This window comes from Arenibacter antarcticus, from assembly GCF_041320605.1.
Classification (GTDB): Bacteria; Bacteroidota; Bacteroidia; order Flavobacteriales; family Flavobacteriaceae; genus Arenibacter; species Arenibacter antarcticus.
In genome coordinates this window covers 1,048,843-1,075,811 of record NZ_CP166679.1, presented here as the reverse complement: position 1 = coordinate 1,075,811, position 26,969 = coordinate 1,048,843, and the positions used below count along the sequence as shown (strand labels likewise).

The following is a 26,969-nucleotide window of genomic DNA, read 5'->3' as shown; positions in this document are numbered from 1 at the left end:
TTATTCTTCCCTAGTGAGTAGTTTGCTAAAGGTCAGATCAGCCAATTTCCGAATATCATCTCCTTGACATAAACTTCCGTGACCATGAACGGGTTGGGAACTTCATGAGGGCCCATAAGCTGAAATTTTCAGTTCCAAACATAAACTTAAGACAAATTCACTCCTTGAGTTTTTCCGCTACGCTATCATAATATTCCTGGGAAACCACCTCGGTCCAAGTCGTCGGCTGTTCTCCGCCATATATAGCCAAATAGGTTACATCGCTTTCCTTGGTGGATGAGTGCCAATGCTCTGTGTCCTTTTCACATTTCAGGATATCGCCTGCTTTCAGGATGATCGGGTCTTTCCCTTTTTCTTGGTAGTAGCCTTCCCCGTCTACATAGACCAATACTTGGGTCGATGCATGCTTATGCCAGTCCAGCGTGGAGTTTGCTTTAAAGGTCGCTTTGGTCATATGAAAGTTCAGGTCTCCCTCGACCTCCAAAACCCCGTTCAACCAGGCCTCGCCAATATAATGTGTGTTCGGTGCCTTCATACCCTCGTCTAAATAAGACGAGATGGCATACACATCTTGTTGGGCAAAAACACATACGGGTACAATCAAAAGTAATGTTACAATTAAATTTTTCATTTTTTATAGTTTTTAGTTTAATCCTTTTTCCTTGAGCCAGTTATACATTAAATCAGCTATTTCATTGTTGTTCAAATCCGACATCGGGAAATGCGTGTTGCCCTTTATGCCTTTTTCTGGAAGTACCACGAGGCTTACGTCACCACCGGCATCGTTAACGGCCTTTGTCCACTTGAGCGCCATAGAAAGGGCTGCGCGCCATTGCTCTTGGCCGGGATTTTCCACCTCGGTTTCCGGGATGTAATCGCCATAATATATTACGATGGGGATTTGGGTAAGCTTCTTAAACTCTTCCATCGCCACACCACGCGCCCGTAAGGTACCCCCTGCATAGGATATAGGCTCTGGCACACTACCTTCGGGAAAAACAAAATTACTGCCGGGCTCATAGGATACAATAGCTTTGATATTATCATTTTCCATGGCCGTAAGCCACCCTTGACCTCCGCTATGGGAGTGGGTAACCAAAATGCCATCGCCAATTCTATCAAAGAGGGCCGAAACCGCATCGATGTTAAGATCGATATCCAAAGGTCCTGTATCAGGTGTACTCCGGCGAAAGAACTGATCGAGGGCTTCGGGATTTTTAGAAAATTGTATGTCCGGATAGAATTCGGTTCCTTCGCCCATCCTGAAAATACCGAACCAAAGCTGGTCCTCCGTTCTGGCCTGCAATGTTCCAGGTTCCAAACTCTGACCTGCCAGGCCCCGTCTGGGTTGGTCCAACAGATAGACCGGAAACCGTTTTCTCAAGAAAATGCTCTGAAACCCTTCCCGACCGTCAGGGGTACTTTGCCAGGTACGCATCGACTGGCCATAGCCGTGCCAAAACACAAGAGGTAGGTCTCTGGCATTAACCGGAATTTGATAGAATACCGATGCGTGGTCACCGTGCAGGGTCTGTCCTTCCGTGCTTTGATCTGTAGGATTGAATGCCCCGTGGGCAATGGGGTCGAAAGTTCCGGGACTCTCCTTTACGGTTCCCCCGACGGCAAACGCACCCTGTTGTTCAATTGCAATGATATTGCTATCGGAAGTACTATCGATAATCTTGGTCTGCTCGGTATTTTTTTCCTTGCATCCAAGTACGTGTAACGACAGCGCTAGAACGAATATAATTTTTTTCATAAATTTTAGGTGTATTTGATTACGAGGTTATAAGGTAAGAATTCTGATAGTATTCATATACAGGAGTTTGAATTAGCGGATAGTTTATGGGTGCATTGTTTTCCGCCACTATTTTGCATACTCCTCTTCGGTAACGGCTTCCAGCCATTGCGTAGGGCCGTCTATCCTACTTGTTATGGCAACTTGGATAAACTCCTTATCGGCACTTGCCCCGTGCCAATGCGGAGTATTTGCAGGGCATTTGACCACATCACCTTTATAAAGGATTTTTTTCGCACTTCCCTTTTCCTGATAGTAGCCTTCGCCATCCAAAGCCATTATAATCTGTCCGTTGGGATGCGAATGCCAATTAGACCTTGCCGCGGGATCAAACGTTACCGTTCCCACGGAATTTTGGTTCACACTATCGGCCCTCACTTGCATATGCACCCAAACATCGCCAATGAAATTGTTGTTCGTGACTTTTTCCCCTTTCGGGAAAATCAATTCTTGCCGTATAGTTGAATCTACTTGTTCAGTTGAATCGGTGGCCTTATTTTTTTCTTCTATTTGTTTACAGGAAAAAATAAGCGTTCCGATCAATATAATCGCTAAAAGATTTTTGCCGTTCATAGGTTCGTAGTTATAAGATTGTTTTGGTAAAAGTCCACTAATTTGTTTACTGCTTGATTGACGTATTCCGGTTTCCAATAAGTTTCGATATGCGCGGCACCTTCAATGAGGAACAATTCCTTGTTTTTCGCATTGGTCGCCTTTGGAAAAGCATCCAAGGTCAAATATAATGTTTGGGCATTGCTACCGGCGATCATTAATAAAGGTTGGTCTATGAGGTCGATATCGTCGGTAGCATCCCAAGCCATTAAATCCATTAAACTGCTTGTGGAGTAAAGAAAAGTCGAATTGGGGTGGGCGTGGGTCCTAAAATAATATTCATAGCCTTGCCGATAAAAAAGCGTTGAAACTTTTGCTAATTCTTCATCGGTAATACCGTCAACACCGGAATACACGATCTCGCCGCCCGAAGCTTCCTGTGCTCTTGCATCGGAGGCTTGCTTTAGCCTTTCTTGAATGGTTGAAACCTGCGAATTCAAAAAGCCGTTTTTTCGTACGATTCCCGTATTGAACATACTCAAGGTTGCTACCGCTTTAAACCGCTTATCCGATTGGACCGCTTTCAGCGTATAGCCACCGCCGCCACAAATGCCCAAAGCACCTAAGTGTTCTGTGTCAACACCTGGATATTGTGAGATAAAATCGGCCATACCGTGAATGTCTTCCGTTCGATATTGAGGTTTGTCCGTATGGCGCGGCTCGCCCCCACTTGCTCCCTGATAGGCAGCATCTGCCGTGATGGTAATATAACCGGCCTCTGCCAAACGTTGTGCGTATAGACCGGCTGTCTGCTCTTTGATACCCCCATTGGGGTGTGCAATCGTTATGGCCGGATATTTCTTTGTTGGATCATAATCGGCAGGTGTGTAAACATTGGCGGCAATATCGATTCCGTTCAGTTTGTACGTAACGGGATGTATGTTGACTTTTCCATCCACATTTTCAGTAATTGCTCCCTTGTATACCAATTCAAAAGGGTTTTTCTCGCTTTGTGCCATGATTGTCTAATTTAATGATAGCATACTCATTAAAATAAATAATCCTATATATTTCATTTCCTTGTTATTTTTTAGATTCCAATAATTCGTTCAAAACTTCCTTGGCCGATTCGATTTTCGCTTGATCTACATTTTTTCCGACCACATCGACCAATTCCTCTAATTGTGCTGGCGTGATGCCCTGTATCAAACAGATGTTCATGTGCGAACGCAGCATGGGTTCCACATCGCCGATCGTTGCCAGAACGGAAACCGTGACCAGTTCCCGCTGTTGGTAGTCCAAAATGTCCCGATCGAAAATATCGGCAAACAGATGTTCTTTCAAAAAGACTTCAATAATGGGGACGAACTGGGCATAGTCGGCTGGAGGCCCATCCAACTCCGTTTTTACCAATGCTTCCAGATTCGCTTTGCCCCGATTGTATTTGGATTGCGAATCCTCAATAGGGGAAGCTTCTGCTCCCATATTATCTTCAATTCCTTTTGCCTTGCGCTCGTCCAATACTTTGATAAAAGTCCGTAAACCACGCAGGCTACGCGGAAATCCGCAGTAGGCATACAAGTGTACCATGACCTCCTTGATTTCGTTTATAGTCAAGCCTGCTTCCAGACCATCCACCAAAGCCGTTTCCAGTTTCTCCAAATCGCCATTGGCGGTCAGCGAAGCAATTGAAACTATGGCACTTTGTTTTGTATCCAAATTCATAGCCGTACCAGTATCGGATTGTGCCATCATGTTGTTGGTAACTCCAAGAAACACGGTAGTCATTATCGTAAGAACAATTGTTTTCAGCTGTTTCATCTTTTTAACTATTGATTTCTATTTTAAGCTATTTTTATTGTCCGTTTAAGTTCTACACAAAAGTAGTAGGTCAAAAACCAAAATGGCTTACCCAAATTACGGATATACCTACCACTATTGCGGTTTTTATAATAACCGTTTGAATTACTGGTAATCAATGGCTTATCTTTAACAAAAATTAGAGGTCAATGAAAAATGTACTGCAAATCGATACAGTAGGGGATTACCTCAATTTGAGAAAACAAGAGGTGTTGCACCCTTTGGTGGGTATTGTTGATTTTGAGGACGTAAATAAGGAAGGCTATGAGAACAAAGATTATGATGCTTTTCATTATAATTGTTATGCTGTTTTCTTGAAGGATGCTAAGGGATGCAAAATGCATTACGGAGGGAAGCCATACGATTATGATGAGGGAACCCTTGTCTTTATGGCTCCCGGCCAAACCATCGAATTGAGCGGTTTTGACCCTGATTACGTGCCCAAGGGATATGCGATGCTCTTTCATCCCGATTTGTTGTTGGGCACCGAACTGGGGAAGAAAATACATAGCTACAGTTTTTTCTCCTATTCAAGTAATGAAGCGCTACACCTTTCGGCCAAAGAACGGAAGGTAATTCTAAGTCTACTTGAAAAAATACAGTTCGAGTTGGAACAAAACTTGGACAAGCATAGTAAAAAGTTGATCGTAGCCAACATTGAACTCTTTTTGGATTATTGCACCCGTTTTTACGACCGCCAATTCTTGACACGAGAAAATGAAAATATAGGTTCCTTGGAGAAATTCAAGGATTTGCTGACCCAATACTTCGCATCCGACAAACCGCAAAAACATGGTACACCCTCGGTAAGTTATTTTGCGGATCACTTGCACCTTTCTCCTAATTATTTTGGGGATCTAGTGAAAAAGGAAACCGGAAAATCGGCTCAGGAGTATATTCAGAACAAATTGATCGAAGTTGCCAAGGAAAGGGTATTCGACCCCAACAAATCGGTCAGTGAGATAGCGTATGAACTGGGCTTTAAATATCCACAACATTTTACCAGGCTTTTTAAACAAAGGGTAGGGCATTCGCCGAGTGAGTTTCGGAATTTGAATTGATTTTTGGAATGTTACGATAGAATTTTTATTGAGTTAAAGGGCTTTATAAAATGTTGTGGCTATTAAAAAAAATCAGTGCCAAGAAACGGCCGTTTTAACGGAACAATTTAAACTCGTATTTCCAGTTATACGTTTTTTACAACTCTTTCCATACTAAAAAACCAGTATAAAGTAAATAAAAACTAAGTAATATTAACGCTTCCCATCGATCGATCTTTCTTTTTCTTCCAGTAAGCATTGCGATTATTAGAAATACTGTACCACTAATTAATATGAAAATGTCGGTATTAAAGTTGATATTGAATTGAATAGGATTAATAAATACACTGATGGGTAGAATGAAAAGGATATTGAAAATATTGGAACCAATTACGTTTCCAATTGCTATATCGCTTTTCCTTTTAATAGCTGCTATTACAGATGTTACCAACTCTGGCAATGAAGTTCCTGTAGCAATTATTGTTAAGCCTATAATCTTTTGGCCCACTCCTAACTCTGTCGCTATGACTACTCCATTATCCACAACAAGTTTTCCTCCTATTAAAAGGCATGTAAGCCCTAAAATTATCAACCCCCAGATCTTATAATTCGTTTTTTTTTGATAAGATCTATCCTCACTTTCTTCTAATTTCATTTTTCTTGATACATAATATAAAAAAGAGAGAAAACAGGTAAATAGAATAATGCCATCTAGTCTAGATATTATTGAAGTCGCGGTAGAAAAGAAATCGTTTGCCAATACTAGAAACAAAAGCGTTATTAATAATGAAATAGGAATTTCCCTCCAAGCGGTTGAGGATTGTATTGTAATTGGGTAGACCAATCCCGCTATTCCTAAAATAATAAACAGGTTAAAGTTGTTGCTCCCAATAATATTCCCTAAAACAATATCAGAATGCCCATTATATGAGGCTACAGAATTCACGATTAATTCCGGCGCGGATGTTCCGAAGGCTACAATTGTCAAGCCTATTGCCAAATCTGAAATTTTGTTTTGTCTCGCGAGGGAGGAAGCTCCGTCGACCAGCCAATTTGCTCCGAAAATCAAGGCAGAAAAGCCAATTAAAAGCAATAAGGAAGAAATTATTATCATAAATAATCTTTATCAGTTTCTTATAATTCGATAAACCAATTCAAATTCACCCAAAAACTTTGACGTGTATTATTTTTCAAAAAAGAGTTTACCCTATAGTCCAATCCCAACTCAATTTTGTTATTATTTTTAAGGTTATAACCCAATAGAGGAACAAAGCGTATTTCAAGGTCATAGTCCGAATCTTGCCAGCTATTGAGGTATTCATTATTGAACTTAAAATAAAATTCCTTTGGATCAATAGATTCACCATTTAGAGGTACTTCTGAAGCTATTCGGTATCTTAATCTAAATTCGGGCTTTTCATCCAGTGAAAACGTTTGGTCGCTTGCGAAACGATGTGCCAACCTATAGACAGCAAGTCTCTGCACCACGGTATATTGCTGAATGAATCTATGAAATAACTTTTCTTCTCGAACCCTGATAAGATAACCGCTAGCTACACGGGAATTCAGACCAACCTTTATGGCGGTAATCATTGAAAGGTCAGTTAGGACATATGTATAATCGCTTTCAGCAAGGCCACTGAACTCTCCTGTCCGCATTAGTTGGCGAGACTCTATCTTTGAATTGAGCGACCAATCATTTTCTAATTTATAATTTAGATTTATTGATGGCAACAATCCGATCTGATACGTACTTTGGGCCGATGCACTATTTATAAATAGCATGAACAAAATAAATAAGGCAAGATGGGAATCTTTAATATTCAAGATGATAGCTGGGTTTAAACACTATTTGGGATGCCAAAATGAATTGTCCTTTATTGGTAAAGAGGTATTCAAATAAATCTGTACTTTTTTCAGAACGGCACTTTGCAATTATTTCATATTTAACTGTCAAGTCTTCTGTAGGTTCTCTAGATAATAATTTTATAAACAGCGGCAGTTGATTTCCGGTATATTGTATTTGGGTTTTGACAATTTTATGTTTTTTGCAGTCTTTTTGAAGATGGTTAATTATAGAGTCTTTAATTGGTTTTTGCAAAACATCCCATTTCATTTCAATTTCAACATCTTCAATATTTCCGAGTGTATCAAATTCAACGCTGTGTTTTTTTCCACTTCTTTTAAATTTAGCTTCGATACTTTTTCTTTCTATCCCTTCTTCCAAATACCATTTTACTTTATTCTTCAAACTTAAAGAATCGATAAAATTTAAAGCATGGGATGGAACCTCATTTTGTTTTAAACGACTTTCCATTTCAAACTTTTCCTGGGCGAATAAATTATTGGAATTACTTTCAAAAATCAAAATAATGAGAGTGGCTATAAAATATTTAGTCATCTACTTTCTTTTTTATCATTTTTTGAATAAAGATATTGCTAGGTATGGTGATCTGTTCTCCTTCCTTTGTTTTAAGAATAACGAAAAAAACTCCAATATCGCTCACCCTTCCTTCGGTTTCGTAGTCCTTATCTAATATGGTGATCGTATCATCCAATTTAACAGGGTGATTGAAGAAGATAATGATACTGGAAGTAATATTGGACAATATTGACCATTGGGCGAACATTGCTATCCCCAGGACAGTAACAACAGATCCCACAAAAACAGCTAATTCTGACTGGTCAACTCCCCAAATTATTAAGATAATTATAAAGCAAACTGAGAGGTTGATCAAATTAATCGCTTTTTTGATTATTTTGCCTCTTGCCTTTTTCACCAAACTGTTATTAACCGTCTTATCTACTAATTTGGCCGTCACTATTAGCAATAAAACAAATCCAATAATCACTGCTGCCGTTTCAATTATTTTTAACTGCGTACTATCCATAATTTTGGTTTATTATACTTGCTGTAAGCGTTTTATCCTTACGAGCGGCGCTAAAGAAAATAGGCCGGTTTCTTCTAACGAACCATATGCACCTATGTGTTTTGTGGTCAATATTAAAAAACAAAAGTTTAAAAGTTGGATGAAATACCTAAACATATTTGAGAAACAAACCCGTAATTTGTTATCAATTTAGCACATTCCATATGGAATCAAACTTTGATGAAGTTTCATTTACAAGTGAGTCTAGTTTTTTAATTTTCAGATCTTCCAGATTTATTACTGAATCCAGCTTCATAACCTTATCCATTTCAGTATTTATCACCGAATCCAATTGATTGGCCTTGTTGTTAAGCCGATTGAGCTGGGTTTCTACTTTGCTTGTGACATTTTCACATGATGTGAAAATTGCCAAGCAAACCAAGCTTAACGATATATTCAATCTAATGTTCATTGTCTTTAAATTGTTTGTGTTAATAGTTACTTTCTTATATAATTATACATCAAATATAGTAATACTTTTTAATATGATAGTAATACTATTCTATTTAAAATATTCATACTCTTGAATTGAGCTTTGCTTTTATATTAAATTGTTTAGCTTTGTTTTTTATAACATTCCATAATGTCGGTAGAAATTAAAATTTCTTTAAATGAAGGCATCTATCTAAAAGATCCCCAAGACTCTCCATTAGGTCGAAATATTATTAAACACAGTATTTTGCTAATAGAGGACGTGGGCTTTGAGGGTTTTAATTTTAAAAAATTGGCCCAAGAAATTGGTTCCACTGAAGCTTCAATCTATCGTTACTTTGAAAACAAGCACTCGCTTCTCATCTATTTAGTTTCCTGGTACTGGGAGTGGGTAGCCTATCTTATTAAGATAAACACAATAAATATTGATAACCCGAAAAAGAAACTAGAAATAATCATCCATACCTTTGTTTCTGCGTCTGTAGACGACCCGAGCACCGAATATGTGGACGAAAATAAACTTCATAGTGTGATCATTGCAGAGGGAACTAAAGCCTATAGAACAAAAGAAGTGGACGAGGAAAACGGCAAGGGCATTTTCAAACATTACAAACAGCTCATAACAATGGTTGCCGCGGTGATTTTAGAAATCAAACCTACATTTGAGTATCCGTATGCCTTGGCCAGTAATTTATTTGAAATGTCCAACAACCATATCTATTTTGCCAAACATTTGCCTAAGCTCACAGATATAGAATTGGAAAAAAATATATACTCTGAAGTAGAAAAAATGCTCAATTATTTTGCAGCCAAATTATTGGATTAAAAGATATAATTTTAGCGTTTGAATTGAATAATTGCCAAATGAAAACTCCGTTAAAATTAATCAGATATTAATCCCCGGATTTGTTTCGAATAAGCACAGGCAGACGTTATGGAAAGATGCAAACCTATTCTTCTTAAAGATATTCTTGGATGACTTGGGTCTTTACCAACTGTAGAAATATAGTAAACCTTTGATTTCCCCTTAGTTTTATCCGGAATATTCAAGCCGGATTTGAAGATGCAACCAAACATCATTAGCCCCTTCAAACGTTAGTGGCTGTTGCAGAACTCCGATAAATGAAACGACTTTAGAAAGGTCTTTGTTCCATAAAAGGTTGGTTTTAAGGGACGATTTACATTCTTTTTTCGATATACTACTTACCCAGTTTCAGTATCCGTATTGCCCCCTGTACTACCAATACGAAGACAATAGCACCGATGACCAGATCCGGTAGCCCCGAATCTAGCCAAAGAACAAGTAGACCCGCAATGATAACCCCGAGATTTATAATAACATCATTTGATGTAAAAATCATGCTAGCTTGCATATGGGCATCTTCTTTGCTCTTTGATTTTTGAAGTAGATAAAGGCAGAATGCATTCGCTATGAGCGCAAAAACGGATATAACAATCATAGTAGAGAAATCGGGTAGTTTTTCATTTCCCAAAAACCTTCTCAATATTTCTAGAAATCCCAAAGCTGCAAGTATTATTTGAAAATATCCTGCGATTTTCGCAATCCGTTTCTTTTTGGTCAAAGTGCCCCCAACTGCGAAAAGACTGATTCCATATACAAATGAATCCGCCAACATATCGAGGCTATCCGCAACCAAGCCCATTGATTTTGAAATAAGGCCAGTTGTCATTTCGATTAAGAAAAAAGCGAAATTTATGGCCAGTACAATCCAAAGTAACTTTTTTTGGTTTGTATTTTCATTAAAGTTCTTTTGGTCGGTCTGTTCTGTTATAATTTTCTTTCCGCCCAATTTTAAATCGATAATCGACTTTTCAATTTGGTCAGTCTGTCCGTCGTGAAAAACGATTAATTTTCTATTAGTAATATCGAAGTCAAGATTTTTAATTCCTGAAATTCCGTCCAGTTTCATTCGGATTAGGTTTTCCTCGGAAGGACAATCCATTTTGGTAATTTCAAATATTGTTTTGTTCATTTTAGTCTTCATCTTCGTTACCAAATGGTTTTATGATTACTCCTACGCTAAAAATAAAACCGTCAGTAGGCGCATAAATTTCCGGGAATTCTGGGCTGTCGTGTGGCGGCAAGACCAAAGGTGAAAACCTGCTTTGTCTTCTGTCAGTAAAGTTTTCAAAATTCAAAAAGGTTGTTCCCCATTTGAAATTGCGCATTGCCACAAAACCCATTGTAACAAAATCCGTGGTTTCTGTGCCGGTTGACAAAAACTGCTTTCCTATGTAAAAAGTTTCGTAACCTATTCGCCATTTATCGGATTCGTACATCAAAACACTACCCACGTTGTGCTTTGCTGTGAGTGGTTTTTGGGGATTTCCTGCTAAATAATTCAGTTTTGTGTCGATGAGTGCGTAGTTTAGAAACCATCTAAAATCCTTGTATGTAAACTTGATATTGGTTTCCGCTCCTTTACTTATTATTTTATCGGTTGCATTTTCAAACGTAAAAAATCCATCGTCTGTAGAATTTAATAATAGTCCGTTGTTGATAGCTGAAACGTAGAAGAGTTGGTTAATGCTAAAACTTACAGCATCGAATAATCGTGCCTGATAGTTCACATCAAAATTAACACCATAGGAACGTTCGGCTTTAAGTGCAGCTTTATCTATTGCGAGAACATTTTCAAAATTTATATTTTCAGCCTCTTCGGTAAAAATATCTGGTATTTTGTAACCTAGGCCACCACCAATTCTGCTCGAAAATCCGCTATCGTTCTTGTAAAGCAAGGAGACTCTTGGAAGTGGAAAAAAACCGAAATCCGTATTGTAGTCTGCTCTTAATCCTGTTTCTAAAATCCAATTATCTGAAATGTCGTAAATGTTGTTTACAAATGTTCCATACGTAACGTCTCTTTGGTCACGTTGTAATGTTGCATTATCATTTTCATCAAAATTGGATGTGTATAAATTTGCTCCAATAATCCAATCTGCTTTTTTAGATGCCTTTTGATAGTTGATTTCTGTGAAAGTATTAGTTTGTTTTCCATCAAAACTAAAATCGGGAATAGACAGCTTTCTATCGAAAAATGAGATGCTATTTTTGATGTTCAATGAACTGACCGAATCCATCTGTTTTTCGTAAACAGTCTGACTGCTCAATCTTTTAGAAAGATTTTCTTCGGTATATTGATGAATCCCATTTTCGCCACTTTCAATTTTTGTGATATCGCCACCAATTCTGTCGTCATAAGTTCCATTGAGACCTATCCAAAACGTTGTTTTATCTGAAGGGTAATAAAAGAATTTTGGGTTAAAAGACAACGATGTTGTTTTTGGTAGATTACTGAAACCATCATCTTCTGGGTCATACGCTTTTTGGTAATGACCAGAACCGTACAACGAGACTCCAAATTTTTCATTCCGCACGCTGTAAAAGACATTTGCTGTACTACCTAGCGCTTGTGTTTGGGTGAGCATAAAATCCAAGGATGGTTCTTCATCAGGTGTTTTCGATACCATATTTATTAAACCTGCAATAGCCCCACCACCATAAAGTGTTGAAGAACTTCCTTTTATTATCTCAAATTGTTGTAGGTCTAAAGGCGGAATTTGTAGAATACTCAAACCACTTGAAAATCCACCATACAAAGGAAATCCGTCTCTTAAAAGCTGAGTATATCTACCGTCAAGCCCTTGAATTCTGATGTTTGTGTTTCCACTACTTAACGAGGTTTGTTGCATTTGTATTCCGGTACTTTCTCGAAGTACCATTGAAATATTGGTTGGATTCATTACTGCTTTTTCGCCTAATTCTTCCACTCCAATAAATTCAATTCTTGTTGGAATTTTTCTTACTGTCCGTGTACTTCTTGAAGATTGTATAACGACTTCGTCAAGTTCATTCCTTCCTGATTCGAGCTTGAAAAAGAACTCTTTTTTTGTACCAACCTCAATAGTGGTTTCGATAGTTCTGAAACCAACGTATGAAATTTTTACGGCTTGGTTTCCGTTCGGGATTTCTGTAAACGTTGCTATTCCGTCAAAATTGGTTATTGCTCCCTTTTCAAGTTCTTCAAAATAAACTGTCGCTCCTGGTAGTGGCTGATTGGTTTCCGTGTCGGCAACAAAAATTGAAACATCGCTTGTTTGTGCGAAAGATATAAGTGATAATGCTAAACATAATATAGTTACATATGCTTTTTTCATTTGCTAATTCTGGTTTTTAAGAATATTGCAAATGTATTTAGCTTTTAGTGCAACTCGATTGCAAAGATTATCTGTTGCAGTTGTCGCACAAGCCTTTCACGACCATATTTGCTTGTTGCAACTTGAAATTTTTTGGAAGTTGAATATTGGGAATAGGAATGTCGAAAAGACAAAACGTTTTGTCACAGTTAGTACAATAAAAATGATAGTGCAAATCTATTGGGTCGCAATTGCAACCTTCAGCGCAAACTGCATATTTGGTCATTCCAGAGCCATCTTCAATACTGTGAATTACTTTGTTTTCCTCAAAAGTCTTTAATGTTCTAAAAATAGAACTTCTGTCAGTATATGCCAATGCGTTTTCGATATCCTTTAGCGATTGGGCTTTTTCATGGCTTAAAAGATGGCGTAAAACCACAGTTCTAACTGCGGTATTTTTCACCTTTTTTATTTTTAGGATTTCTTCTTCCGTTTGCATTTTCCTAATATATCATTTTTTAGAGTGTTGTCTTTTCAGCAACAACTTTTGTTTTCTTGAATCGGCGGACAAGATACAGTTCCGTAAGAACAATAAACACAACAATCTCCTTCTTTTGGTTTCAGCACCGTTTTGCAACTCTCACATTCATAAAAGAATTGACATGCCGTTGTTGGCATTTCCTCTATTTTTTGGTGTCCGCAACTAGGACAGAAAATCGTAGATTCGAACTGTATCTCCATTACTTCACTATTTTATATCCAGTTTTTAAGATTGCCTCTTCAATCTTTCCTGCATCGACTTTTGCATGGTCGAATTTTATGACGGTATTCGCTTTTTCGAAATCGGCCTTGACGTTAAATATTCCGTCCAACTTGTTTATCTCACTTTCAACATGGGCTTCGCACCCTAGGCAGGTCATTCCTTTTACATCCACCGTGATTTCTCTTATATTGTTGGACATGGTAGGGGTGTCGTTTGTTTTGTTCTGTGGATAGAACACGGAGGAATAATAGGGAAACGCCAGCATTATGGCCGCAAATACGGTAACTATCCCTAGGAATTTCTTGGATTGCCAAAACGATGTTTTTTCATCTTCATCACAAGCGCATTCCAACTCTTCTTGCGTCCTTGGCCGCAACCGTTGATACCACTCAAAGACCAAAACTAGAACCGTTAGACCAATCAAGTACGGTCTAAAAGGATTAATCCACGAAAATGTGGATGCTATACCACTTGTTCCGGCCAACATTGCCAATACGGGAGAAATACAGCATAATGATGCCGTTGTCGCCGTAAGTAGAGATGTGCCTATCAATTTTTTATTGTGCTTCATTCTTTATACCAATACTTTATTGTCCTTTACCATTTCAAATATAGGTGTCATTATGAAGGATTTGTCCTTATTTAGCGAATAGAAAACGGTCTGTGCCTCTTTAGTAGTGTATACAATATCTCTATCCCTCAATTTTCTCAAGTGTTGGGAAATTGCGGAAACGTTCATTTCCAAAATATCGCTTAAATCACAAACACATAGTCTTCCTTCTTTTTGAAGCAAATAAAGAATCTGAAGGCGAACTTTGTTTCCCGCTAAATTTAAAACCTCGGAAATCAATGCCAGGGAACCATCCAATTCCCCAATAGATGTCCTACAGTCCATTATCTGTTTTGCATTCGCTTCTAGTCTTATACATGGTTGATTTTCCATAGTATAAAGATATCTTTTTTTGTATTTAAGCAAATACTAAAATACGTTAAAATTACTGTCCCTTAAAAAGGCCCATAAAAGAGCGAATGGATAAAGTTGGTGTAGTACCAAAAATGGTTCTTTTTACGGAACAAAGATCATTGGGCGACAAACTTAATCCTTCTTATACATCCAGACTGGTGTCGTATTCGATTCATGTTCTGCTCCGATTATCGTCTTATAAAGTTCGGGCTTTCTGGCATTTTTGTACCTTCTTCCGCCTGATAGCTTTATTTTTTCTTTAGTGATTTTTGAAATGGTTATGTTATCCTCAAAAGACCTTATTTCAGACAAAATTTCTCCATAAGGATCGATAATCATTGAATTACCATTTTTAAGATGTTCTCCATCATAGCCTATGGGGTTGGTAAAAGCATAGTAGACCCCATTGTCATAGGCTCTGGCAGGAAGCCAGCGCATAAGCCAACGCCTACCTTTTGGGCCATCGAATTCCAACCTCAAGGAAACGGGGTCCGTTTGTCGGTTTTGCCAGAATCTATCCTCTACATAACCCCTGCCCGGCATTGCCGAAGGAGTGCATCCGGTTACATGAGGTGCAAAAATAAGTTCCGCACCTAGAAGACTGGTGGCCCTAACGTTTTCGATTACATTGTTATCGTAACAAATAAGGATTCCGCATTTCCAACCAAAAAGTTCAAAAACGCAATATTCTTGTCCTGCTGACATATATTTGCTTATGAAAGGATGAAGTTTTCTATATTTTGTTACTATCCCGTCCTTAGTAACGCAGATATAGGTGTTGAAAAGTTTACCGTTCTCCTTTTCCACAAGACCGGCTAAAATCGGAACATCGAATTCTTGAGAAATACTGATTAATTCCTGAGTGCTCTTTCCATTGGGCACCTCCTCTGCTAAACCCATCATATCTTCAAGGCCTAAATCCTTTGTAAAGGTATAAGCAGTAATCGACATCTCATGAAAACTAATTACGTCCGCACCTTTTGCCTTAGCCCTTTCGGTAAGTTTACGGATTACGGAAAGATTATATGTTTTGTCCCCATCTTTTGGCTGAAACTGTGCAACAGCAATATTTATTTCCTCCATCTAAAATATAATTTGTACACAAAAATATCGTGTAGGCAAAAACGAAAATTGTATAAACCCGACAAAATATGTACTAAAGTGAAATGAGATTTACGGCAAGAGGTACAGCGTTCCTGTAAGCTGATGGTGTTAGACCCGTAAGTTCTTTGAATTCCCTGATTAGATGGGCTTGATCGTAGAATCCTGCCTGAAGACTGATTCTTGTTAAAAGGTCGGGACTTGATTTTCTGCCCATAAGCCCCAAGAAGGAATGGAGTTTAATAATTTGAATGAATTTTTTTGGAGAAATCCCTATTTGACCAGCAAAAGTTCTTTGTAAGTTTCTTTCGCTTGTGCAAGCGTATAGGCTAAGTTGCTTTACTGACACCATACCTTTTTTAATTAGCACATGTTGGACGGTATTTTGAAGGAATGGCGCTAAAGAGTCCTCGTTCTTATTTAACCTATTCAAAAAAAATGAATTCAAATTTTCTACAATAGTATTTATGGTGCATTCACTTCGTAACCTTTCGTTCAATTCAAATACTTCATTGTCGAAAATTAGACTTGCATCCACTATTTTTCCCTTAAGTTCATTTGAGGGTATCCCAGTAAATCTGTAGAGACCAAAAGGTTGGAATAACACAATAATGATGGATAGTGCACCTTCCATTATAAAATCTTGATTATTTAAAATTTGCCCAAAAACATAATTATTAGGTAATGTGGAATTAGTACTTGAAACCTTGAAATTTGTTTTTTTAATTGCGAAAACAATTCCGTTATGACCATTTGAGAAGTGCCTAAAGTTTTTCTGTATATCAGATTCTATATCCAAAACAAGATAGTGCTTGATGTGATTGGATAAAAATGGAGACGGAGTAATTTGCATTTAATGACCTGATAAAAATATATCAATAAAATTAAATCAATTTTTAGAATTACAACTGTCCTATAAAAAGGGCCAATTTACGTGACACTTTTCACAGAGCGGAAAATCTTGGACGGTATTGTCCCATTTCTGGTCTTTTTTATTAGTTTCGTTAATTAACCTTTTACGGCACTAAATATGGTAATAGGATATGCAAGGGTTTCCACCTCGGAACAAAAATTGGAATCTCAAATAGATCTGTTGAAAAATAACGGATGCGAAATAATCTATTCGGATATAGCAAGTGGAACTCGGGACGATAGAAAGGGCTTGAATGAAATGCTGAAGTATATGAGAAAAGGGGATACTATCTTGACCTATAAAAATGATAGGGTATTCCGTTCCCTAAAAAACATGGTACAACTTATCGACAGGTTCAATGAATCTGGAGTGCATTTTAAAAGTCTTAGCGAACCCGAATTCAATACTAATTCAGCAAACGGTAAATTTTTACTTCAAATTTTTGCTGCTGTTGCCGAATTCGAGCGTAATCTTATAAGTGAGAGAACAAAAGTTGGCTTGAACAATGCCCGTAAACGTAATAAGCTTTTGGGTAGGCCTACTGGATCAAATCAGGAAACTATCGAAAAATACCATTATGCCAAGCATCTTTACGACCATATGGATGTAGCGATTGGTATCGCATGTATCAAGGCTAAAATAAGTAAAAGTTCATTTTATAGGGTGGAAAGGCAACTTTCAAAATGAAAGATCAATAAGCCATGTTCCCTGGATTTTTAAATCGGTCCACAGCTAAAAAAAAGTTTAATGGTCAAAATGGTTGTCAAATTTTTGGATTTCGAAATGTAGGCGGCATACCCATCTTATTTCCGAATTGCCTAAATTTCCAATAATTTCACTGTAGCTGATAGGTGATTAAATGGTCGCTTGGGCTCAAACTAGGACAACTTGGTTATAATTCACTTTTTTCAAAAAAATTATTCCTATTAAATCATCCTGAAATAATTCCAGTTCAATTGTTGTACCTATGTTGTACCTGGGAAAAAAAAAGGCCTCAACATTTCTGTCAAAGCCTTTAAGTACTCGAGGTGGGAATCGAACCCACACATCCGAAAATACTGGATTTTGAATCCAGCGCGTCTACCAATTCCGCCACTCGAGCATTTTGATTGCGACTGCAAAAGTAAAAAATATTTTCTTTAGTTCAGCAAAAAATAACAACATTTATACTTTAGCAACTCAAATAAATTTCTAAATTTGCACTTCCTTATGATTGGGAGTCCCAATAATCTAAAAAACAAGACGTTAACAATGTCATACCAAGTGCCAGAACCTAAGATTTTTACCTGTACGCAAAGCGCGGAACTGTCCGAAAAAATAGCTAAGTCCTTTGGAACAGGATTGGGGAAAGTAATTTTTTCCAGATATAGCGATGGGGAGTTTCAACCTTCCTTCGAGGAATCAGTAAGGGGGACGCGCGTGTTTATCATAGGGTCCACCAATCCTACCTCGGAAAATCTAATGGAACTGTTGCTTATGCTGGATGCTGCTAAACGCGCTTCAGCTAGGCATATTACAGCTGTAATGCCTTATTTTGGATGGGCAAGACAGGATAGGAAAGATAAGCCAAGAGTGCCTATAGCGGCAAAATTGGTCGCAAAAATGCTGGAAGCTGCTGGAGCCACACGTATCATTACTATGGATCTACATGCCGACCAGATTCAAGGGTTCTTTGAAAAGCCTGTGGATCATTTATTTGCGTCAACCTTATTTTTACCCTATTTGGAAAGTTTAAACCTTCCCAATCTTACTATTGCTTCCCCGGATATGGGTGGGTCTAAAAGGGCCTATGCTTATTCTAAAGCTTTAAATTGTGACGTAGTGATCTGTTATAAGCAAAGGGCAGGTTCTAACATAATTTCACATATGGAACTCATTGGTGACGTAAAAGGTAAGAATGTGGTGTTAGCAGATGATATGGTTGATACTGCGGGAACTTTAACCAAAGCGGCAGACCTTATGATGGAAAGAGGAGCTGCAAGTGTAAGGGCCATTACAACCCATGCACTACTATCGGGAGATGCCTATGAGAAAATAGAAAATTCTCATTTGTCCGAACTTATTGTGACAGACTCCATTCCCCTGAAAAAAGAAAGTAAAAAAATAAAGGTTATCAGTTGTGCAGAACTGTTTGCCGATGTAATGCACAGAGTGCATCATAACACTTCCATTAGTTCAAAATTTTTAATGTAGGTGTCCAGAGATAGAAAATTAATTAATATTTAATAAATACAATGAAGTCAATTACAATTAAAGGATCAGAAAGAGAAAGCGTGGGCAAAAAAGCAACAAAGGCCTTGCGTAATGCTGGAAAGGTACCTTGCGTTATTTACGGAGGGGATAAGCCATTACACTTTACAGCAGATGAACTGTCGTTCAGAGATTTAGTGTACACTCCAAACGCACATACCGTTGTTGTTGATTTGGAAGATGGGAACAAGTTTGATGCTGTTATGCAGGATATCCAATTTCACCCAGTAACCGATAAAATCCTTCACGTGGATTTCTATCAGTTGTTCGCTGACAAAGAACTTACAATGGATATTCCGGTAAGATTATTGGGAAGCTCTCCTGGTGTTCGTAACGGTGGTAGATTGTTGTTTAGAAAAAGGAAACTTAGCATTAAGGCTTTACCGGCCAAATTGCCTGATTTCTTTGATATCGATATCTCTAAATTGAAAATCGGTGGGAATATTGCAGTAGAGTCTCTTTTAAATGACGACTTTACTATCCTTCATCCAGAAACTACTGTTGTAGTACAGGTTAAGGCGGCACGTAACGCAGTTCTTACTGATGAAGAGGAAGAAGAAGCAGCAGCGGAAGAAGCAGCTGAAGCTGGTAACGAATAGTACTGATTAAATTTTTTATTAAAGCATCTGCGAAAGCAGATGCTTTTGTATTTTTATAAACTCCAAACTAAGGTCCATGTTCCACTATTTAAAGTCGCTTTTTAAGGTGAACGGGATGCTACTGGATGAAACGGATATCATGAAAAAATTTTTAATAGTAGGCCTGGGAAATATTGGCGACGAATATGCGGAAACCAGACATAATATAGGTTTTAAAATTTTAGATGCCCTGGCAGCAAAGGAAGATTTCACCTTTGAAACCGGGAAATTGGGAGATATTGGGGTTTTTAAGGTAAAGGGGAGGAGTATTCTCTGTCTAAAGCCTTCTACCTATATGAACCGCAGTGGAAAGGCGGTGAGGTATTGGATGGAAAAAGAAAATATCCCATTAGACAATGTGTTGATCCTTACAGACGATATTCATTTGGCGTTTGGGACTATTCGGTTAAAGACAAAAGGTAGTGATGGGGGGCATAATGGGTTAAAGGATATCCAAACTCATTTAAATACCACCGAATATAATAGATTGCGATTTGGTGTTGGTGCCGACTTTGGCCAAGGAAGACAGATAGATTATGTGCTGGGAGAATGGAGTGAAGAAGAAAAGGAACAATTGAAAACTCGGTATTTAAAGACAACAGAGTTGGTGCGATCTTTTGTCTTGTCCGGGGTTAATAGAACCATGAATCAGTTTAACGGTACCTAAGAACAGGTATTTTTAACGCACCTTAAATTCTGAAACGGCGTTGGTTGCGCTATTCCCTTCTAAATCAAAAGAAACAATACGCCAATAATAGACCGTATCGGAACTTACGCTTACTTGTAGGTTCGATTTGCCGGAAGTTAGCGTGGTAATCAGGGTAGTGGGTGGATTTGTCGTAGAAAAATACACCTTGTAGCCGGCCAGATCATTATCCACATCTGCGCCATCCCAATCCAATAAAACTTGGTTATTAAGGTCTTTTGAAATAGTGCTGCCCGATTTTGGGGCAACAACTGCAGCTGGAAAGGGGGCGTAGGTAGTGGTTGATCCTGAATTGTAAAATAGCCAGGTCTCGCTTCTTGCAGTTTCCCGTACGTTGCTGTTCTTGGATACTACAAGCCAAGAATAAGGGCTTCCCTTTTCTATTGGCAATTTGGCAGAAGTACTACTGGAGTTTACCGTTTGGGTGGTATTCGTATTTAAATTGGTGGCCCTTAAATCATAGGATTCCGTATGGTCCGATGCTATCCAGCTAAATTCGACAATAGAGGTGTTGGAGCCGTTCACATCTTGGCCGGTGGTACATTCAGAATTTTTTTGTGGAAATGCCAATTGTGCAGCAATGGGTGCTTTAGTAGAATCCTTTCCACCGCAGGCTATTAAGGCTAGAAAACACATTGTTATTGCTAAAGATCTCATCGGTTTACTTTTTTATTACTCTTATGGTGCTGTTTACAGTGGCTCCCTTAACTTTTAATATATAGATTCCGGATGGTAGTCCTGAGAAATCTATCGTAAACCCGTCTTTATTGGGCTGGTATGTTTTTCTTCCAATATATTGTCCGGTGAAAGTATACGTCTCCACATCTACGGATTCAGTAATCTGCTCCAGACTTATGTTTACCTCTTCCTTAAAAGGGTTGGGAGATGCCTGTGGTTTATACAGTAGTAAAAATTGATCCTCAAAAACACCCTGACATGGTATATTGGTATAAACTTTTAGGTGATTTACGCCTTTTTTCAGGTCTAGCATTACATTTGGAGAGGTGGATGTAGTAAGAATACCATTTAGTTCAATCTGATATTCATTGCTGCCCTCTAGGGTCAATATGGCCTGTTTTCCATCTGGTGTCAGCTTGGAGGTCACGGTTAGTGGAGGGGGTTCGTTAACGATGGCTTCAAAGCAATATTCCTCATAGGTTTTGTCCTCGTCCGTACCCACAATGCAAATCGTATAAATGCCTGCGGATAAGTTTTGTTCAAAATGGAAATTTGTAAAATCTGTACTGATAGTTACTCCCATTCCTACAACACTAATTTGGTAGGTGAGATTCATTGCGGCATTGATACGAAGAGAGCCATCATTCTTTCCGCGACAAGATTCGCTGTTGATTTCCACCTCAAAATTATCTGTCGGGAATATATATACTGGGCAACCATTTAGGTTGACCAAAGTACCTGGTGGAGTGCCCAGGCAGAGGTCGTCCCCATCGTCAAAAACTCCGTCCTTATCATTGTCTATCCGTAAAACTCCCTCTACACAGATGTCCATGGAAAACGCTTTTAATGCACCGCCATCAGAGGTTGCAATATCTTTTATCTCTAAAATCCAGTCTCCAAAAGTAGATTCCCCGTTGAATACCGATAAAGATCCTAAAGGTTTTACCGAGCCTTGTATGGCTGGCACTGTTCCACAGATAAAACTGTCGGCATCGTCGTCAAAGTTTGCCAGGATATTCTGGTTCCCGCCACATGAATTTGAAACTAGGGTTACTCTAGTCCCGGATGGGGAGATTAGGCTGATTTCCAAATCGGCAAGAAACGAATGTGTGAGGTCCAAATTCACATTGATATCCGCAATAGGCAGGTCGTTTAATACAGTTATTGTGGAGGTTGTGGTAGAGGTTCCCGATGAGGAAATTGTCATAGGAAGCCCTGAAGCGATTTTCGTATAGCAGTCCAGATCAATGGTAGAAAAGCTAAATGGAGGGCTAAATGTGCCTTCCCCACAGCTATTTATGGGTTTAACACGCCAATAGTAGGTTTCCCCTTCGGTTAAGCTGTTGGTTAGGTAGGTGTTAAAAATAGTGTTGTTGGTTTCAATAATAGTGGTAAATCCAGGATCTTCAGCAATCTCCACTTCAAAGGCGCTATAATTGGGGTTAGATTCCCATTCCAATTTGGTTCCTATACCAGTATCCGTAGCGCCATTGGCAGGCAATTGAAGCACAACATCTGTAAAATTAGTGTCCAGAATATTTAAATCGATAACAATAGATTTGGTATGGCTTATGGTCGTAGCTGTTATAGTGATGGGATAAAGGCCTGGGTTTGCGGCATTGGTGTTAGAAAAAGTAATGTCTACGAGGGTGTCATTTACTGCGGTGGATAAAGGGGAGAAATCCACCCCCAATCCGGGAGGTATTCCTGTGACTGAAAAGGTGGCCTCTTCAGAAAACCCATCAAAGGTTGTATAGGTAAAGGGAGTTGATAGGTCGTTGCCCTGGCACACCTCATACTGTAACTTGGGGAAATCTAAAACTATTTCCGACTCTGCAATGATGAAATTAGTGGTGTTTACCGCTAAAAATATATTGTTGTGTGCACGAACCATTATTCTGGCAGTTGGTGTGGCAAAACTAGGGATAAGTATTTCATGCCTGCCGTCATTTGGCACCCCCTCCGCTAACTGGATAGGAAAGGAGGCTCCACCGTTGGCAGAAAAATAAATGTCCACCTTTTGTTCGTTTACGGGTTGTTGGTCAGTATTGGCAACATCCCAAATCACCTCTTGTCTGGTGCCTGCAATATAGGTTTCAGTAGAAGCCTGGGAAGTAATAAGGAATGGTCCAGCCTGGTTGGTGACCCTCACCTTTATCAGATCTGAGTCTACTTGTCCGCCACCAGAACTATTATCCCTTACGGTAAGGGCAAAATCCAAATCTCTTTCTACATCGGAAACCGTTTCCCAAGTGCTATTGGTGGTCGGATTTGTTTGGGTAAGGTTGCCGCTTACAATACTGCTGAGCTTTGGGAAGTATCTGGACGATTTTACACTGGGTTGTAAAGACCTAAAGTTGGCCCCGCTTAGATTGGTGGGCCCAAAGCTGGTCTGGGTAACTACACCGTCATTTACTTGCTCCCAGTTATAAGTCAGAATGTCATCTACATCCACATCTGTTGCATTGCCTGTCAAAACAAATGCCGTTGTTTTTGGAATGGTATGGCCGTTGGTGGGTATTATCTGGGGCGGATTGTTTATAATGGCTATCTCCTGACTGCAACTGGTGGTTTTTGCATATTCCGAAATTTGAAGGATACTGAAATAGTGGAAATAATCGTCTCCGCTCAAGGTTACATTGTTGTTTCCCGAAATGCCAGCATATCCCATAATGGTGCTACCACTTCCCGGCTCTGCCTGTATCAAGGTGCCTTCAGATTCAAAGGACCAAGTGTGGTTGGCGCCAAATTGATGCCCCAATTCATGGGCCACAAAATCCATGTCAAATACATCTCCCTGTGGGGTTATGGCCGATGAATATGCGCTTCCTTTTCTAGAATCGATGCAGACCGAGCCTATAAAACCGGCATTCCCTCCATTTTGATCCTTATGGAAAAGGTGTCCTAGGTCGTAATTCGTTGGTCCAATAATAGTGTTTAGGGTGCTCTGTACTTCAGTATTTAAGTTGATGCCATAGGGGTCAGAGTTCTTATTGGTGTAAATGACCTTGTCTGTATCGGTTACTATTTCCAGACTGATTGCCAAATCGCGTTCAAATACTTCGTTTATACGGGTAATGGTGGCGTTTATTGCTGCAAGGGCATCGAGTACCGTTCCTCCATGAAAGGCTGTATATTCTCCTGTGGCAGAAATAGCAATCCTGTATTTTCGCAATACCTGACCGTCTACTAATTTATTGGTGGAAATACCTTTGCCGGTTTCTAAAGCCGATTTGGTTTCGCAGATGAAATTAGTATCCATCATATAGGTGTCTCCTCTGTTGTAAACAATATACTCATTGTTGGACTGGGAAGATTTTTGCATAAAAGTGGCACTCTTGCCATTGGCATGGACAATCATACTTTGGATCCCTTTGTGGGAAACACTAAAGCGTATTCGATCACCTTTCTTGTCAAGGCTAAGTCCGACATAGGATTTTATTTCGGGATATTTTTGCGAAAGTGCAGGCGATAGAACGGCCGATTCCTCTATTTGAAAAGGGATTAGATTGCCATCCTCATCGGGAAAAACAAGAACTTTTTTGACTTTTTTTGAAGTGCTTGCCTTTATTTCATTGCGGAAAACACTGGTGTCCAAAGTGAAAATCTTAGCCTTCTTAATTTCCAATTGTGATAAGTGTTTCTGGCTGGTACGGCTGTAGGAATCCCTCTTTTCCCAATAAGAGGATTGTGCTGCCCCGTAATAGCTGAGAAAAAATATGGATATTGATAAAACAAGACGTAATTTTACAACCATCAACAGGGTATTAGTACAATTTCAAAGATAAGTTTTTTTATTATTTCAATTTGTGATAACAGTTCAAAGCATCTCCAATTACGACAAAGTTCATTCCACGGCCATTACTATTGGCACATTTGATGGGGTTCATGTAGGTCACCGAAAAATTTTGGAACGACTTATAAACAATGCCAAAGTCTTAGGATTAAAATCAACGGTCCTAACTTTCTTTCCACATCCAAGAATGGTATTGCAACAAGATACTTCCATACAACTCCTTAATACCATGGAGGAAAAGATGGTGATAATGAAGTCGTTGGAGTTAGATTATCTTATCATTCATCCTTTTACCAAAGAATTTTCTCGACTTTCTGCAACGGAATTCGTCAGAGATATTTTAGTGAACGAATTAAAGGTAAAAAAAATAATCATCGGTTATGACCATCGTTTTGGTAGGAATAGGAATGCCAATATCAATGATCTATTTGTTTTTGGAAGGGAAATGGATTTTCAGGTCGAGGAAATATCGGCACAGGAAATAGATGATGTTTCCGTTAGTTCAACCAAAATCAGAAAAGCATTGGAAGAGGGGGATGTCCGCACTGCTAATAATTATTTGGGATACCGCTATATGCTTACGGGAACTGTGGTAAAGGGAAGAGGCCTAGGGAGAAAGCTCGATTTCCCGACCGCAAATTTATCCATCGCTGAGGAATATAAGTTAATTCCCAAAAATGGGGTATATGTGGTCAGTAGTGTGATAGACGATAAAACCGTATACGGGATGATGAATATCGGTGTAAATCCCACCGTTTCGGGAACAAAACGTACCATCGAAATAAATTTTTTCGATTTTGACCAGGACCTGTACGGTAAGAAGATTCAGATAGATATCATGGATCGCCTACGGGATGAATATAAATTTAATTCCTTGGAAGCGCTAAAGGTGCAGTTGCGAAAAGATAGGATAACCTCTCTCTCGTTAATTCCCAAATAATGCTAGATCGATTTCTATTTAAGAAAATCGACAATAGTCCATTACTGGTTTTTCGGATATTTTTTGGAGTGTTGATTAGCTTGGAATGCTATGGCGCAATCCTTACTGGATGGGTGAAACGCAACCTTATAAATCCAGAATTCACCTTTACTTTTATTGGTTTTGAATGGTTACAGCCCTTGCCTGGAACCGGAATGTATTTCTACTTTATGGTAATGGGCACCCTTGGGGTTTTTATTGCACTAGGGTATAAATACCGATTTAGTGTCCTAGCCTTTACTTTGCTCTGGGCCGGGGTTTACCTAATGCAGAAAACGGCCTACAACAACCATTATTATCTGTTATTGCTGATATCCGGCATCATGTTTTTTTTACCGGCACACAAAAATTACTCCATAGATGCCAAGCGAAATCCCTGTATTAAGGAGAATACGGTGTTCTCCTATGTAAAATGGATCATAGTGCTACAATTGTTTATTGTGTACACCTATGCGGCAATTGCTAAAATGTACGGGGATTGGTTAGATTTTAGTTTCATAGAAATTCTATTTCGAAGCAAAATTCATTACCCAGTAGTGGGAGATTTGCTGCAGCATCCGGTGATTCATAAGTTTATAGGATTTTCGGGTATTTTATTCGATCTGCTTATTGTTCCGGCGTTGCTTTGGAAGCCTACGAGGAAATGGGCATTTTTAATATCGATCTTTTTTCATCTGTTCAATTCCTTTATTTTTCAAATAGGGATATTCCCCTATTTGGCCTTGGCATTTACCTTATTTTTCTTTCCACCAGAATTAATCCGGAGTATCTTTCTAAAAAAGAAAGTGCCTATTTTGGAGAGTGAGTATCAAAATCCATCGCACAAAAAATGGATGATATGGTTTATGGCACTCTATTTTTTGGTGCAATTGCTTCTTCCTATACGGCATTATTTTATTGAAGACGATGTGCTGTGGACCGAAGAAGGGCATAGGATGAGCTGGAGAATGATGTTGCGCAATAGAGAGGGTGTAACTTCCTTTAAAGTGGTGAACAAAGCAACCGGAGATGTCTATCTGGTAGATCAAGAAGCCTATTTAACTAAGGCTCAACAACGGAAAACCGCCAGTTATCCCGATTTTATATGGCAATTTGCCCAGCATTTAAAACAGGAATATAAGTCCAGGGGAGAGGTAGTTTCCGTGTATGTCGATTCAAAAGTAGGAATCAATGGGAAGCCATTTCGGGCATTTATAGATTCCGAAACCGATCTAGCCAATACACCTTGGAACTATTTTTGGCATAACCAATGGATTTTGCCTTCAAAAATTCACGATTCCACCTTGGAAAACGGAGAAGGGGAAACCCATTTTTAGGACAATCATTCTTTCGTGGATCGGGCAGGGCAAATTGTTCCTGTAATAAATTGATTCCTTCTTCAATTAATCTTAAATTTGACCTCCAAAAAAAT

Annotated in this window: 27 protein-coding genes and 1 tRNA gene; 8 read left to right on the top strand and 20 right to left on the bottom strand. The window is 38.8% G+C overall.

Features of this window, described 5'->3' with window-relative positions; translation table 11 throughout:
• Positions 1–157: 157 nt before the first annotated feature.
• The 5 genes from KCTC52924_RS04505 to KCTC52924_RS04485 all read right to left on the bottom strand — a co-directional run bounded on the left by KCTC52924_RS04505 (position 158) and on the right by KCTC52924_RS04485 (position 4,171).
• Positions 158–631, bottom strand: a complete 474-nt coding sequence (locus tag KCTC52924_RS04505; RefSeq protein WP_251806968.1) for a cupin domain-containing protein — start codon at positions 629–631, stop codon at positions 158–160.
• 12 nt (positions 632–643) lie between these two features.
• Positions 644–1,759 carry an alpha/beta fold hydrolase gene (locus KCTC52924_RS04500; RefSeq protein WP_285903371.1) on the bottom strand — a complete coding sequence of 372 codons (1,116 nt, stop codon included), beginning with the start codon at positions 1,757–1,759 and terminating at the stop codon, positions 644–646.
• 108 nt (positions 1,760–1,867) lie between these two features.
• Positions 1,868–2,371, bottom strand: a complete 504-nt coding sequence (locus KCTC52924_RS04495; RefSeq protein ID WP_251806970.1) for a cupin domain-containing protein — start codon at positions 2,369–2,371, stop codon at positions 1,868–1,870.
• Positions 2,368–3,369, bottom strand: coding sequence for an alpha/beta hydrolase (locus KCTC52924_RS04490; RefSeq protein WP_251806971.1), 1,002 nt, complete (start codon positions 3,367–3,369; stop codon positions 2,368–2,370). Before KCTC52924_RS04490 ends, KCTC52924_RS04495 begins: the two co-directional genes overlap by 4 nt.
• 64 nt (positions 3,370–3,433) lie before the next feature.
• Positions 3,434–4,171, bottom strand: coding sequence for a carboxymuconolactone decarboxylase family protein (locus KCTC52924_RS04485; RefSeq protein WP_251806972.1), 738 nt, complete (start codon positions 4,169–4,171; stop codon positions 3,434–3,436).
• 188 nt (positions 4,172–4,359) lie between these two features.
• Here KCTC52924_RS04485 and KCTC52924_RS04480 point away from each other — a divergent pair, with 188 nt between their 5' ends.
• Positions 4,360–5,271, top strand: coding sequence for an AraC family transcriptional regulator (locus KCTC52924_RS04480; protein WP_251806973.1), 912 nt, complete (start codon positions 4,360–4,362; stop codon positions 5,269–5,271).
• Between the two features lie 136 nt (positions 5,272–5,407).
• On the opposite strand, the gene KCTC52924_RS04475 is transcribed toward KCTC52924_RS04480, so the two are convergent.
• From KCTC52924_RS04475 to KCTC52924_RS04460, 4 genes are read right to left on the bottom strand one after another with little or no spacing between them, the layout of a single operon-like run.
• Complete coding sequence (locus tag KCTC52924_RS04475; RefSeq protein WP_285903372.1) at positions 5,408–6,364, bottom strand: calcium/sodium antiporter; 957 nt, start codon at positions 6,362–6,364, stop codon at positions 5,408–5,410.
• Between the two features lie 20 nt (positions 6,365–6,384).
• Positions 6,385–7,077: a DUF2490 domain-containing protein gene (locus KCTC52924_RS04470; RefSeq protein ID WP_370671508.1), complete on the bottom strand. Its 693-nt coding sequence runs from the start codon at positions 7,075–7,077 to the stop codon at positions 6,385–6,387.
• The gene (locus KCTC52924_RS04465; protein ID WP_251806975.1) at positions 7,067–7,651 is read right to left on the bottom strand and encodes a hypothetical protein; all 585 of its coding nucleotides are present in this window, start codon (positions 7,649–7,651) and stop codon (positions 7,067–7,069) included. The genes KCTC52924_RS04470 and KCTC52924_RS04465 overlap by 11 nt, the downstream gene beginning before the upstream one ends.
• On the bottom strand, positions 7,644–8,141 hold the full coding sequence (locus tag KCTC52924_RS04460; protein WP_251806976.1) for a mechanosensitive ion channel domain-containing protein: 498 nt from the start codon (positions 8,139–8,141) through the stop codon (positions 7,644–7,646). The genes KCTC52924_RS04465 and KCTC52924_RS04460 overlap by 8 nt, the downstream gene beginning before the upstream one ends.
• A gap of 622 nt (positions 8,142–8,763) precedes the next feature.
• Here KCTC52924_RS04460 and KCTC52924_RS04455 point away from each other — a divergent pair.
• Positions 8,764–9,438 (top strand): TetR/AcrR family transcriptional regulator, encoded by a 675-nt coding sequence (locus tag KCTC52924_RS04455; RefSeq protein ID WP_251806977.1) that lies wholly within the window; start codon positions 8,764–8,766, stop codon positions 9,436–9,438.
• Between the two features lie 373 nt (positions 9,439–9,811).
• On the opposite strand, the gene KCTC52924_RS04450 is transcribed toward KCTC52924_RS04455, so the two are convergent.
• From KCTC52924_RS04450 to KCTC52924_RS04415, 8 genes are all read right to left on the bottom strand, one after another.
• Entirely contained in the window at positions 9,812–10,606 is a 795-nt protein-coding gene (locus KCTC52924_RS04450; RefSeq protein ID WP_251806979.1) for a cation transporter, read from the bottom strand.
• Between the two features lies 1 nt (position 10,607).
• Positions 10,608–12,791: a TonB-dependent receptor gene (locus KCTC52924_RS04445; protein ID WP_251806980.1), complete on the bottom strand. Its 2,184-nt coding sequence runs from the start codon at positions 12,789–12,791 to the stop codon at positions 10,608–10,610.
• 67 nt (positions 12,792–12,858) lie between these two features.
• Complete coding sequence (locus tag KCTC52924_RS04440) at positions 12,859–13,269, bottom strand: Fur family transcriptional regulator (RefSeq protein WP_117019781.1); 411 nt, start codon at positions 13,267–13,269, stop codon at positions 12,859–12,861.
• Between the two features lie 35 nt (positions 13,270–13,304).
• Complete coding sequence (locus KCTC52924_RS04435) at positions 13,305–13,511, bottom strand: GDCCVxC domain-containing (seleno)protein (RefSeq protein WP_117019782.1); 207 nt, start codon at positions 13,509–13,511, stop codon at positions 13,305–13,307.
• Complete coding sequence (merTP, locus tag KCTC52924_RS04430) at positions 13,511–14,104, bottom strand: mercuric transport protein MerTP (RefSeq protein WP_251806982.1); 594 nt, start codon at positions 14,102–14,104, stop codon at positions 13,511–13,513. Before merTP ends, KCTC52924_RS04435 begins: the two co-directional genes overlap by 1 nt.
• A 3-nt stretch (positions 14,105–14,107) precedes the next feature.
• A complete protein-coding gene (locus tag KCTC52924_RS04425) occupies positions 14,108–14,476 on the bottom strand; it encodes a metalloregulator ArsR/SmtB family transcription factor (RefSeq protein ID WP_117019784.1) in 369 nt (122 codons plus the stop codon).
• Between the two features lie 153 nt (positions 14,477–14,629).
• Positions 14,630–15,580, bottom strand: a complete 951-nt coding sequence (locus KCTC52924_RS04420) for a nitrilase family protein (RefSeq protein WP_251806983.1) — start codon at positions 15,578–15,580, stop codon at positions 14,630–14,632.
• A 73-nt stretch (positions 15,581–15,653) separates the two neighbouring features.
• Positions 15,654–16,451: a helix-turn-helix domain-containing protein gene (locus KCTC52924_RS04415; protein ID WP_251806984.1), complete on the bottom strand. Its 798-nt coding sequence runs from the start codon at positions 16,449–16,451 to the stop codon at positions 15,654–15,656.
• 177 nt (positions 16,452–16,628) lie between these two features.
• Here KCTC52924_RS04415 and KCTC52924_RS04410 point away from each other — a divergent pair, with 177 nt between their 5' ends.
• On the top strand, positions 16,629–17,198 hold the full coding sequence (locus KCTC52924_RS04410) for a recombinase family protein (RefSeq protein ID WP_251806985.1): 570 nt from the start codon (positions 16,629–16,631) through the stop codon (positions 17,196–17,198).
• Positions 17,199–17,531: 333 nt separating this feature from the next.
• Here KCTC52924_RS04410 and KCTC52924_RS04405 read toward each other — a convergent pair.
• Positions 17,532–17,613 (bottom strand) — tRNA-Leu (locus KCTC52924_RS04405).
• 149 nt (positions 17,614–17,762) lie between these two features.
• Between KCTC52924_RS04405 and KCTC52924_RS04400 the strand changes: the two genes are divergently transcribed.
• The 3 genes from KCTC52924_RS04400 (at position 17,763) to pth (ending at position 20,066) form a co-directional block, all read left to right on the top strand.
• Positions 17,763–18,704 (top strand): ribose-phosphate pyrophosphokinase, encoded by a 942-nt coding sequence (locus KCTC52924_RS04400; protein ID WP_251806986.1) that lies wholly within the window; start codon positions 17,763–17,765, stop codon positions 18,702–18,704.
• 41 nt (positions 18,705–18,745) lie between these two features.
• A complete protein-coding gene (locus tag KCTC52924_RS04395) occupies positions 18,746–19,360 on the top strand; it encodes a 50S ribosomal protein L25/general stress protein Ctc (protein ID WP_251806987.1) in 615 nt (204 codons plus the stop codon).
• Positions 19,361–19,436: 76 nt separating this feature from the next.
• Positions 19,437–20,066, top strand: coding sequence for an aminoacyl-tRNA hydrolase (gene pth / locus KCTC52924_RS04390; RefSeq protein WP_251806988.1), 630 nt, complete (start codon positions 19,437–19,439; stop codon positions 20,064–20,066).
• 12 nt (positions 20,067–20,078) lie between these two features.
• On the opposite strand, the gene KCTC52924_RS04385 is transcribed toward pth, so the two are convergent.
• A complete protein-coding gene (locus tag KCTC52924_RS04385) occupies positions 20,079–20,762 on the bottom strand; it encodes a hypothetical protein (protein WP_251806989.1) in 684 nt (227 codons plus the stop codon).
• A gap of 4 nt (positions 20,763–20,766) precedes the next feature.
• Positions 20,767–24,540 carry a reprolysin-like metallopeptidase gene (locus KCTC52924_RS04380; RefSeq protein WP_251806990.1) on the bottom strand — a complete coding sequence of 1,258 codons (3,774 nt, stop codon included), beginning with the start codon at positions 24,538–24,540 and terminating at the stop codon, positions 20,767–20,769.
• Between the two features lie 52 nt (positions 24,541–24,592).
• Here KCTC52924_RS04380 and KCTC52924_RS04375 point away from each other — a divergent pair, with 52 nt between their 5' ends.
• Together KCTC52924_RS04375 and KCTC52924_RS04370 are read left to right on the top strand one after the other, a co-directional pair.
• Entirely contained in the window at positions 24,593–25,519 is a 927-nt protein-coding gene (locus tag KCTC52924_RS04375; protein ID WP_251806992.1) for a bifunctional riboflavin kinase/FAD synthetase, read from the top strand.
• Complete coding sequence (locus tag KCTC52924_RS04370; RefSeq protein WP_251806993.1) at positions 25,519–26,874, top strand: HTTM domain-containing protein; 1,356 nt, start codon at positions 25,519–25,521, stop codon at positions 26,872–26,874. The genes KCTC52924_RS04375 and KCTC52924_RS04370 overlap by 1 nt, the downstream gene beginning before the upstream one ends.
• Positions 26,875–26,969 lie beyond the last annotated feature (95 nt).